Genomic DNA, 9,917 nt, shown 5'->3' with positions numbered 1-9,917 from the left:
ATTCCTTATCGGCGCTTGTCGTGAGCGCGTGGGCGGGGGAAGTCTCCTACCGTCTGGCTTGCAGAAGCGGACTTTGTCCCTCCACCCCCGACAGGTTCCTACCCTAACGCCATACAAGCGGACTCCGTCCGCGATAGGTTCGAATCGCGTCGGAAGCCATCGCGGACGAAGTCCGCTCCTACGAAAAGCCATCACCCCAGCAGCGGCACCTCGATCAGGAAACGGAACAGCGCACCATGCTGCTCCACCGCCAGGCAGTGGTAGCCATGGCGTTTCGTATCCTCCGGTATGCCATGCACCGACTGCGAACAATCGGTGATCACCTCCAGCAGATCGCCCGGCTTCAGTGTCTCCAGGGTTTCCAGGGTGGCGATGGCGTTGTACGGGCAGTGTTCGCCGCGCAGGTCAAGCGACAGCGTCGGCGTCTTGGTTTCGGGCATTGGTAGGTTTCCGTTTGCGGGTGAAGCGTTGCGCGTTGAGTTGCACCAGCAGCATGCATAGGGCGAGGCCGGCGAAGGTGATCAGCAGGCCGCCGCCGGGGCCGAACTCCTGCAACAGGTTGAGCTTGGGATAGGGCAGGGCGAGGCTGGTGCCCAGCTGGTCCCAGAACACTGCGACCAGGGTGCCGCCGATCACGTTGCCGATACCGACCACCCAGAAGTGCACCTGGCCTTCCATCGAACGGTACATCCAGCCGGTCTCGCAGCCGCCGGCGAGCACGATGCCGATGCCGAACAGCACGCCGCCGATCACGGCGTTCGGGCCCATCCAGAAGATCTTCGGCGGCAGGCCGTTGTGGATCGCCGCGAAGGTGCCGATACAGGCCGCGGCCATGCCCAGCAGGATGCCCAGTGCGGCCTGGGTCCGGCCGGTGGTCCAGAGGTCGCGGGCGGCGCTGGTAAAGCAGATCTGCGCGCGCTCGATCAGGCCGCCGAACAGCAGGCCGAACAGGCAGGCCATGCCCAGCACCAGCGAGACCTCGAAGCGCCAGGCGGCGAACAGCGCGGCGATCGCCAGCACGCCCATGCCCAGGCGCCATTGCAGTTTGGCGCGGCGGGCCAGGGCTTCCGCGCTTGGCAGGGCCGCTGCCCTGCCGCCGACCTTCAGCGGAATGCGCAGGAACGGCAGCAGGCTGATCTTCACGCCGAACCAGGCGCCGAGCACGGTGGAGAACATGAAGGCCCAGGCGTGCACCGAGAACATCGGGATGCCGGTGAAGAACGCGGCCAGGTTGCAGCCCATCGCCAGGCGCGCGCCGAAGCCGGCGATCACCCCGCCGATCAGGCCCTGCAGCAGGCGGCGCTTGCTGGTCGGCCAGCGCAGGCTGACGTTGCCGGCCCAGAGGGCGCAGACCAGCGCGCCGAGGAACATGCCGATGATCATCACGCCATCGATGCGATCCAGCGGCGTGCCCTGCAGGCCAATGATCTTGAAATAGCTCCATTCCTGCGGCTGCAGGCCGAACCAGGACAGCACGTGGCCGCCCCAGCGGGTGAATTCGCCGGTGACCGCCCAGAAGGTGCCGGTCATGGCGAAGTAGTAGGCGGATGCGACGCCCAGGGCGATCAGGGTCGGCAGGGGAGACCAGAAGCGCAGCAGGTAGCGCTCGCGGAATGTAGAAAGGGCTGACATCTCGTCATCCTTGATCTGAAGGGTGGGAAACCGCCCATTTTAGCCAAGCGGCCCCGTGCTTGCCTGCCCTAGGACAATGGAGAGGGCTGAAGATGCTGTAGGCCTTCCTTGAGATGGTCCACCAGCTGCCGAACCTTCGGCGACAGGTGCCGCTGCTGCGGGTAAAGCGCCCAGACCCCGGTGTTGGGCGGCTGGTGCGCCTCCAGCAGGGACACCAGGCGCCCTGTGCGCAGGTGCTCCAGCACGTAGTAGTCCGGCAACTGGCACAGGCCGAAGCCGCGCAGCGTTGCATCCAGCACCGCCTGCCCGCTGTTGCAGCGCCAGTTGCCCTGGACCCGGTGCTGGGTCTCGCGGCCTTCCTCGAGGAAGCTCCACTGGTCGCTGCTGCCCACCAGGCAGTTGTGCTGCGCCAGTTCGGCAACGCTGGCCGGAGTACCGTGGCGGGCCAGGTACTCCGGGGTGGCGCAGAGGTACATCACCCGCGGCGCCAGACGGGTCGCCACCAGCCGCGAATCGCTCAGGCGTCCCAGGCGGATCGCCAGGTCGAAGCCTTCGTGGAACAGGTCGAGCTGCCGGTTCGACAGTTCGATCTCCACCCGCAGTTGCGCAAACTGCGCCATGAACTCGTTCACCAGCGGCACCACGAAGCGCTCCCCATAAGCCACCGCGCAGGTCATGCGCAGCAGGCCCTTGGGTTCGGCGGACAGGTCGCTGACCGCGCGCAGCGCTTCCTCGCGGGCGTCCTGCAGGCGCCGACAATGCTGCAGGAAGGTCTGTCCGGCCTCGCTCAGCGTCACCTTGCGCGTGTTGCGGTAGAGCAGGCGGGTCTGCAGACGCTCCTCCAACCGTGCGACCTGACGGCTGACATGGGACGACGAGACGCCCAGGCGTTCGGCGGCGGCGGTGAATTGGCCGGTTTCGGCGACGGCGACGAATTCGTCCAGTCCTTCCCAGCGGTGCATCTGGATTGTCCCTGTATGGCAATAATGTTTTGATTATTGCCTGATTATTCCCCGAAACGGGGTTTTCTACACTTCCACGGCTGTGGGTGCACTCTACGCAAGGCGTCCCATGCTCCCCGACGTGGCCCAAGGCTCGTCCCGGTTTCTCGGCCTGTGTGCCGAATCCGTCCGCTCTGGCGGGCGTTGTCGTTTCCCTCGTTCAGGAGTTTCCCGATGATCAAGTCCCGTGCCGCCGTCGCCTTCGCCCCCAACAAGCCGTTGGAAATCGTCGAAGTGGACGTGGCGCCGCCGCAGAAGGGCGAAGTGCTGGTGCGCATCGTCGCCACCGGTGTCTGCCACACCGACGCGTACACCCTTTCCGGCCAGGATTCCGAGGGCGTGTTCCCGTGCATCCTGGGCCACGAGGGTGGCGGCATCGTCGAGGCGGTGGGCGAGGGCGTGACCTCGCTGAAAGTGGGCGACCACGTGATCCCGCTGTACACCGCCGAATGCCGTGAGTGCAAATTCTGCAAATCCGGCAAGACCAACCTCTGCCAGGCCGTGCGCGCCACCCAGGGCAAGGGCCTGATGCCCGATGGCACCAGCCGCTTCTCCTACAACGGCGAGCCGATCTACCACTACATGGGCTGCTCGACCTTCTCCGAGTACACCGTGCTGCCGGAAATCTCCCTGGCGAAGATCCCCGAGGAAGCGCCGCTGGAGAAGGTCTGCCTGCTCGGTTGCGGCGTCACCACCGGCATCGGCGCGGTGCTGAACACCGCCAAGGTGGAAGAGGGCGCCACCGTCGCCATCTTCGGCCTGGGCGGCATCGGCCTGGCGGCGATCATCGGCGCGAAGATGGCCAAGGCCTCGCGGATCATCGCGGTGGACATCAACCCGGCCAAGTTCGACATCGCCAAGGAACTGGGCGCTACCGACTTCGTCAATCCGAAGGATCACCAGAAGCCGATCCAGGACGTCATTGTCGAAATGACTGACGGTGGCGTGGATTACTCCTTCGAGTGCGTGGGCAACGTCCAACTGATGCGTGCGGCGCTGGAGTGCTGCCACAAGGGCTGGGGCGAATCGACCATCATCGGCGTTGCCGGCGCTGGCCAGGAAATCAGCACCCGTCCGTTCCAGCTGGTCACCGGCCGCGTCTGGCGCGGTTCCGCCTTCGGTGGCGTGAAAGGCCGCACCGAGCTGCCGACCTACGTGGAAAAGGCACAGAAGGGCGAAATCCCGCTGGACACCTTCATCACCCACACCATGGGCCTGGAGAAGATCAACGAGGCCTTCGATCTGATGCACGAAGGCAAGAGCATCCGCTCCGTCATCCATTACTGATCGAACGGCCGGGCGCCCCGCGCGCCCGGCGTTGCGTAAAAGGAGGGTTCCATGACGGACTCCATCGAACTGATCAGCAGCCAGAAGAGCTTTGGCGGCTGGCACCAGCGTTATCGCCACCGCTCCGAAACCCTCGGCTGCGAGATGGTCTTCGCAGTCTATCTGCCGCCTCAGGCCGAACCCGAGGCGGGCTTGCCGGTGCTGTACTGGCTGTCCGGGCTGACCTGCACCGACGAGAACTTCATGCAGAAGGCCGGCGCCCAGCGCCTGGCGGCCGAACTGGGGATCGTCATCGTCGCGCCGGACACCAGCCCGCGCGGCCCGGAAGTGCCGGGCGATCCGGATGGCGCGTGGGACTTCGGCCTCGGCGCCGGCTTCTACGTCAACGCCACCCAGGAACCCTGGGCACGTCACTACCGTATGCACGATTACGTGGTGCAGGAGCTGCCGGCGCTGATCGAGGCGAACTTCCCGGTGTCGCAGAAGCGCGGCATCAGCGGCCACTCCATGGGCGGCCACGGCGCGCTGGTCTGCGCCCTGCGCAATCCCGGTCGCTACCTGTCGCTGTCGGCTTTTGCGCCGATCACCCACCCGAGTGATTGCCCCTGGGGGCAGAAGGCCCTCGGACGCTTCCTCGGCGAAGACCCGGCTACCTGGCGCGAGTGGGATGCCGTGGAGCTGCTGGCGAATGCCAGCGAGCGTCTGCCGATCCTGGTGGACCAGGGCGACCGCGACGACTTCCTCGCCGTACAGCTCAAGCCCGAAGCCCTGCGTGAAGCGGCCGCTGCGGTCGGCCAACCGCTGGAGCTGCGCCTGCAGCCCGGCTACGACCATAGCTACTACTTCATTGCGAGCTTCATCGAAGATCACCTGCGCCACCATGCTGCGGCGCTCTGTGGCTGACACCCTGAGCGCAGTGATCCGGTAGAATCGACGCCCTGACATCTACAGGGCGTTTTTTCATGCGTATCGGACATGGCTACGACGTGCACCGCTTCGGCGAGGGCGACTTCATCACCCTGGGCGGCGTGCGTATTCCCCACAAGTTCGGGCTCGTCGCCCACTCCGACGGCGACGTGCTGCTGCACGCGCTGTCCGATGCCCTGCTGGGCGCCTGCGCGCTGGGCGACATCGGCAAGCACTTCCCCGACACCGACCCACAGTTCAAGGGCGCCGACAGCCGTGCGCTGCTGCGCCACGTGCTGAGCCTGATCGAGGCCAAGGGCTGGAAGGTGGAGAACGTCGACACCACCATCATCGCCCAGGCGCCGAAGATGGCACCGCATATCCAGAACATGCGCGAGACCATCGCGGCAGACCTGAAGGTCGAACTGGATCAGGTCAACGTCAAGGCCACCACCACCGAAAAACTCGGCTTCACCGGCCGCGAAGAGGGGATCGCGGTGCACGCCGTCGCCCTGCTGGTTCGCGCATGACCGAGCTGGAGCTGCTGGGCCCGCGCGCCCATGGCGAGGCCTGCGGCAGCGCCGTGCTCAAGGCCGTGGCCGAGGACTTCCAGGTCGATGAAGTGCTGGATATCCCGCTCTCCGGCGACGGTGAGCACCTCTGGCTGTGGGTGGAAAAGCGCGGCCTGAACACCGAGGAAGCCGCCCGCCGCCTGGCCCGTGCCGCCGGCGTGCCGGTGAAGATGATCAGCTACGCCGGCCTCAAGGATCGCCAGGCGCTGACCCGCCAGTGGTTCAGCCTGCACCTGCCGGGCAAGTCCGACCCGGACCTGGCGGCCGCCGAAGACGACAGCCTGCGCATCCTTGAACGCAACCGCCACCGCCGCAAGCTGCAGCGCGGCGCGCATTCGGCCAACGGCTTCACCCTGCGCCTGACCGAACTGCAAGCTGATCGCGAGCAGCTCGAGGCGCGCCTGAAAGCCATCGTTGCCCAGGGCGTGCCGAATTACTTCGGCACCCAGCGCTTCGGCCATGACGGCGGCAACGTTTTCGACGCGCGGCGTTTCGCGCAGAGTGGCAAGCTGCCGGACCATCGCAATATCCGTTCGCGCCTGCTCTCGGCGGCGCGCAGCTACGTCTTCAACCAGGTGTTGGCCCGTCGTGTGGCGGAAGGAACCTGGAATCAGGCCCAGGTCGGCGACCTGCTGGCGTTCACCGACAGTCGCAGCTTCTTCCCCGCTGGCGATGCTGAGTGCTCCGATCCGCGCCTGGCGGCCCTCGATCTGCACCCCACCGGCCCGCTCTGGGGCGAGGGCGAATCGCCCGCCAACGGGGCGCCCGCAGCCATCGAAGGCAGCGTGCAGCATGCCGAGGTGGCGCTTTGCCAGTGGCTAGCCAGTGCGGACATGGCGCACGAACGGCGCATTCTGCGCCTCCCCATCCCCGGCCTTACATGGCATTATCCCGCCCCTGACATTCTGCAACTGGAATTCGTCCTGCCGGCAGGCTGCTTCGCCACCGTGGTAGTGCGCGAGCTGATCGACCTCGTGCCGGCAGGGCAGACGGAAAGCCCATGCGCATATTGATTGCCAACGACGACGGGGTCACTGCACCCGGTATCGCCGCGCTTCACGACGCGCTGTCCGAATACGCGGACTGCATCGTGATCGCCCCGGAAGCCGATCGCAGCGGAGCGAGCAGCTCGCTCACGCTGGATCGGCCACTGCATCCCCATCGCCTGGGCAATGGTTTCATCAGCCTCAACGGCACCCCGACCGACTGCGTGCACCTGGGCCTCAACGGCCTGCTCGAAGAGGTGCCGGAGATGGTCGTCTCGGGTATCAACCTGGGCGCCAACCTGGGCGACGACGTGCTCTATTCGGGCACTGTGGCGGCGGCCCTGGAAGGGCGATTCCTCGCCCGTCCGGCGTTCGCCTTCTCGCTGTGCTCGCGTCTGACCGACAACCTGCCGGCGGCGATGCATTTCGCCCGCCTGCTGGTGGAGTCCCACGAAAAGCTCGACCTGCCGCCGCGCACCGTGCTCAACGTGAACATTCCCAATCTGCCGCTGGAGCGCATCAAGGGCATCCAGCTGACCCGCCTGGGCCACCGTGCCCGCGCCAAGCCACCGGTCAAGGTGGTCAACCCGCGCGGCAAGGAAGGCTACTGGATCGCTGCTGCCGGCGATGCCGAGGATGGCGGGGAGGGCACCGATTTCCATGCCGTGATGCAGGGCTACGTGTCGATCACGCCGCTGCAGATGGACCGGACCTACCGGGAGGCATTCCCTGTCCTGGGTGACTGGCTCGGAGGGCTCGACCATGGCCAATGAACTGTCGCGCCGCGGCGGCATCGGCATGACCTCGCAGCGCACCCGCGAGCGCCTGATCCAGCGCCTGTACGAAGAAGGGTTGTCCAACGCCCACGTACTGGAAGTGATTCGCCGCACGCCGCGCCACCTGTTCGTCGACGAGGCGCTGTCGCACCGCGCCTACGAAGACACCGCGCTGCCCATCGGGCACAACCAGACCATCTCGCAGCCCTTCATGGTCGCGCGGATGACCGAGCTGCTGCTGGCCGCAGGCCCGCTGGACAAGGTGCTGGAGATCGGCACCGGCTCCGGCTACCAGACCGCCGTGCTGGCGCAGCTGGTGGAGCGGGTGTTCTCCGTCGAACGCATCCAGGCCCTGCAGGATCGCGCGAAAGAGCGGCTTGTGGAGCTAAACCTGAGAAATGTTGTCTTTCGTTGGGGCGATGGCTGGGAAGGCTGGCCTGCCCTGGCGCCTTACAACGGCATCATCGTCACTGCCGCCGCGGCGGAAGTGCCGCAGGCGCTGCTGGATCAACTCGCGCCCGGGGGGCGGCTGGTGATTCCGGTGGGCGGTGGCGAGGTGCAGCAACTGATGCTGATCGTCCGCACCGAGGACGGCTTCCAGCGCCAGGTGCTGGACTCCGTGCGCTTCGTGCCGCTGCTCAACGGTCCGCTAGGCTGAGAGCAGCGTCGCCGACGCTTGCGGTTACTGCCGGCCAGTGAGGCTGGATGTCAATTCATGGATAAGGGGGATGGGTGAGCTTGACAGCGACCCTGTGTCAACGGAACTGGATCAAGGGCCTGGGCCACGTCGTGGTGGCCGTAGCCGTTTGCTCTCTGCTGGCGGCCTGTTCTTCCACCTCGCGCAGCACCACCACCGTGGTCGACCGCAACGCTCCACAGAAGCCGACGGTCACCAGCGGCCAGTACGTGGTACGCCCCGGCGACACGCTGTACTCCATCGCATTCCGCTACGGCTGGGACTGGAAAGCCCTGGCCGCGCGCAACAATATCGCGGCTCCCTATACCATCCGTCCCGGTCAGGCCATCCGCTTCGATGGTGGCGCTTCGTCAGCACCGTCTGTCGCTAAAAACACAACGCCGGTCGCCCCGGTCATCGTCAGTAAACCGCCATCGACACCCGCAGCCGCCAGTAAACCGACTGCGCCGGTCACGGCGACTCCCGCTCAGCCACCCGCGAGCAGCGCAACTCCTGCTGTGGCAGGGGGGGCGGCAGGGGGCTGGATATGGCCGACCAACGGCACCCTCATCGGCCGATTTGCCTCAAACGGCAGTTTGAATAAAGGGATTGATATAGCCGGGCAATTGGGCCAGCCTGTCCTGGCGGCGTCCAATGGCACGGTGGTGTACGCCGGTAGTGGTTTGCGGGGCTACGGCGAACTCGTGATCATCAAGCACAGCGATACCTACGTAAGCGCCTACGGTCACAACCGCAGGTTGCTGGTGCGGGAAGGGCAACAGGTCAAAGTCGGGCAGAACATTGCCGAGATGGGCTCCACAGGGACCGACCGGGTGAAGCTGCACTTCGAGATTCGCCGCCAGGGTAAACCTGTAGATCCGCTGCAATACCTGCCAAGTCGTTGACGCAAGCTATTCCCCTGCGTGGGTGAGCGGGCCCAGGTGTCCTAAGGATAAGGTCACATCCGGGCTTGTTGTCGAACTCAGCAAGGGATAACGACATGGCACTTAAAAAAGAAGGGCCGGAGTTTGACGTCGATGATGAAGTGCTCCTGCTGGAGCCCGGCATCATCCTCGAAGAGTCATTTGCCGAAGAGCAGGTATCGCTTCGAGTCACTCCTAAAGCCACCTCACTCTCCTCTCTCAAGCAACACAAGCACATCGACTACAGCCGCGCGCTCGACGCGACCCAGCTGTATCTGAATGAAATCGGTTTCTCGCCGCTTCTGACTCCGGAAGAGGAAGTCCACTTTGCGCGTCTGGCGCAGAAGGGCGACCCGGCCGGCCGGCGGCGAATGATCGAAAGCAACCTGCGTCTGGTGGTGAAGATCGCGCGACGTTACGTCAACCGCGGCCTTTCCCTGCTCGACCTGATCGAAGAGGGCAACCTCGGGCTGATCCGCGCGGTGGAGAAATTCGACCCCGAGCGCGGCTTCCGCTTCTCCACCTATGCGACCTGGTGGATTCGTCAGACCATCGAACGGGCCATAATGAACCAGACCCGGACCATCCGTTTGCCGATCCACGTGGTGAAGGAACTCAACGTCTATCTGCGGGCGGCTCGCGAGCTGACCCACAAGCTGGACCACGAGCCCTCGCCCGAGGAAATTGCCAACCTGCTCGAGAAGCCGGTAGAAGAGGTCAAGCGCATGCTCGGCCTGAACGAGCGGGTGACTTCCGTGGACGTGTCCCTCGGCCCGGACTCGGACAAGACGCTGCTCGACACCCTCACCGACGATCGCCCGACCGACCCCTGCGAGCTGCTGCAGGACGACGACTTGAGCGAGAGCATCGATCAGTGGCTGTCGGAGTTGACCGACAAGCAGCGCGAGGTGGTGATTCGCCGCTTCGGTCTGCGCGGTCATGAAAGCAGCACGCTGGAGGAAGTCGGCCAGGAAATCGGCCTGACCCGCGAGCGGGTTCGGCAGATCCAGGTCGAGGCGCTCAAGCGCTTGCGGGAAATCCTCGAGAAGAACGGCCTGTCCAGCGACGCACTCTTTCAGTAGAAGCTAGGTGGACTCCAGAAAAGCCCGGATCATTCCGGGCTTTTTTATGCGTAGTGATGTAAGCATTCGCTTACAC

General features: G+C 65.2%; 11 protein-coding genes. 8 read left to right on the top strand and 3 right to left on the bottom strand.

The genetic code is table 11. From position 1 onward, the window contains the following. Positions 1–191 precede the first annotated feature (191 nt). The 3 genes from yedF to HNP46_RS22155 form a co-directional block, all read right to left on the bottom strand. Positions 192–440: a sulfurtransferase-like selenium metabolism protein YedF gene (gene yedF, locus HNP46_RS22165; RefSeq protein WP_184593234.1), complete on the bottom strand. Its 249-nt coding sequence runs from the start codon at positions 438–440 to the stop codon at positions 192–194. Then, positions 406–1,632, bottom strand: a complete 1,227-nt coding sequence (gene yedE, locus HNP46_RS22160; RefSeq protein WP_184593232.1) for a selenium metabolism membrane protein YedE/FdhT — start codon at positions 1,630–1,632, stop codon at positions 406–408. Before yedE ends, yedF begins: the two co-directional genes overlap by 35 nt. Positions 1,633–1,700: 68 nt before the next feature. After that, the gene (locus HNP46_RS22155; RefSeq protein WP_184593230.1) at positions 1,701–2,594 is read right to left on the bottom strand and encodes a LysR substrate-binding domain-containing protein; all 894 of its coding nucleotides are present in this window, start codon (positions 2,592–2,594) and stop codon (positions 1,701–1,703) included. Positions 2,595–2,807: 213 nt separating this feature from the next. Here HNP46_RS22155 and HNP46_RS22150 point away from each other — a divergent pair, with 213 nt between their 5' ends. The 8 genes from HNP46_RS22150 (at position 2,808) to rpoS (ending at position 9,841) form a co-directional block, all read left to right on the top strand. Further along, positions 2,808–3,920 (top strand): S-(hydroxymethyl)glutathione dehydrogenase/class III alcohol dehydrogenase, encoded by a 1,113-nt coding sequence (locus HNP46_RS22150; protein ID WP_184593228.1) that lies wholly within the window; start codon positions 2,808–2,810, stop codon positions 3,918–3,920. A 51-nt stretch (positions 3,921–3,971) separates the two neighbouring features. Continuing rightward, on the top strand, positions 3,972–4,823 hold the full coding sequence (gene fghA, locus HNP46_RS22145) for an S-formylglutathione hydrolase (RefSeq protein ID WP_184593226.1): 852 nt from the start codon (positions 3,972–3,974) through the stop codon (positions 4,821–4,823). Between the two features lie 59 nt (positions 4,824–4,882). After that, positions 4,883–5,356: a 2-C-methyl-D-erythritol 2,4-cyclodiphosphate synthase gene (gene ispF, locus HNP46_RS22140; protein ID WP_184593224.1), complete on the top strand. Its 474-nt coding sequence runs from the start codon at positions 4,883–4,885 to the stop codon at positions 5,354–5,356. Further along, a complete protein-coding gene (gene truD / locus HNP46_RS22135; protein ID WP_184593222.1) occupies positions 5,353–6,411 on the top strand; it encodes a tRNA pseudouridine(13) synthase TruD in 1,059 nt (352 codons plus the stop codon). Before ispF ends, truD begins: the two co-directional genes overlap by 4 nt. After that, complete coding sequence (surE, locus tag HNP46_RS22130) at positions 6,399–7,157, top strand: 5'/3'-nucleotidase SurE (protein ID WP_184593220.1); 759 nt, start codon at positions 6,399–6,401, stop codon at positions 7,155–7,157. Before truD ends, surE begins: the two co-directional genes overlap by 13 nt. 25 nt (positions 7,158–7,182) lie before the next feature. Further along, on the top strand, positions 7,183–7,818 hold the full coding sequence (locus HNP46_RS22125) for a protein-L-isoaspartate(D-aspartate) O-methyltransferase (protein WP_184593244.1): 636 nt from the start codon (positions 7,183–7,185) through the stop codon (positions 7,816–7,818). A gap of 74 nt (positions 7,819–7,892) precedes the next feature. Further along, the gene (locus HNP46_RS22120) at positions 7,893–8,741 is read left to right on the top strand and encodes a peptidoglycan DD-metalloendopeptidase family protein (RefSeq protein WP_409372447.1); all 849 of its coding nucleotides are present in this window, start codon (positions 7,893–7,895) and stop codon (positions 8,739–8,741) included. A 95-nt stretch (positions 8,742–8,836) separates the two neighbouring features. Beyond that, entirely contained in the window at positions 8,837–9,841 is a 1,005-nt protein-coding gene (rpoS, locus tag HNP46_RS22115) for an RNA polymerase sigma factor RpoS (RefSeq protein WP_038803400.1), read from the top strand. The last annotated feature ends 76 nt before the right edge of the window (positions 9,842–9,917 follow it).

This window comes from Pseudomonas nitroreducens, assembly GCF_014204515.1.
GTDB classification, from domain to species: domain Bacteria; phylum Pseudomonadota; class Gammaproteobacteria; order Pseudomonadales; family Pseudomonadaceae; genus Pseudomonas; species Pseudomonas nitritireducens_A.
This window is presented reverse-complemented; position numbering and strand designations above follow the sequence as displayed.

Excerpts from the sequence above, each read along its gene's own strand:
- rpoS (WP_038803400.1), top strand. The coding sequence starts at position 8,837 with ATGGCACTTAAAAAAGAAGGGCCGGAGTTTGACGTCGATGATGAAGTG.
- HNP46_RS22155 (WP_184593230.1), bottom strand. The coding sequence starts at position 2,594 with ATGCACCGCTGGGAAGGACTGGACGAATTCGTCGCCGTCGCCGAAACC.
- yedF (WP_184593234.1), bottom strand. The coding sequence starts at position 440 with ATGCCCGAAACCAAGACGCCGACGCTGTCGCTTGACCTGCGCGGCGAA.
- yedE (WP_184593232.1), bottom strand. The coding sequence starts at position 1,632 with ATGTCAGCCCTTTCTACATTCCGCGAGCGCTACCTGCTGCGCTTCTGG.
- surE (WP_184593220.1), top strand. The coding sequence starts at position 6,399 with ATGCGCATATTGATTGCCAACGACGACGGGGTCACTGCACCCGGTATC.
- ispF (WP_184593224.1), top strand. The coding sequence starts at position 4,883 with ATGCGTATCGGACATGGCTACGACGTGCACCGCTTCGGCGAGGGCGAC.
- HNP46_RS22125 (WP_184593244.1), top strand. The coding sequence starts at position 7,183 with ATGACCTCGCAGCGCACCCGCGAGCGCCTGATCCAGCGCCTGTACGAA.
- HNP46_RS22150 (WP_184593228.1), top strand. The coding sequence starts at position 2,808 with ATGATCAAGTCCCGTGCCGCCGTCGCCTTCGCCCCCAACAAGCCGTTG.
- fghA (WP_184593226.1), top strand. The coding sequence starts at position 3,972 with ATGACGGACTCCATCGAACTGATCAGCAGCCAGAAGAGCTTTGGCGGC.
- truD (WP_184593222.1), top strand. The coding sequence starts at position 5,353 with ATGACCGAGCTGGAGCTGCTGGGCCCGCGCGCCCATGGCGAGGCCTGC.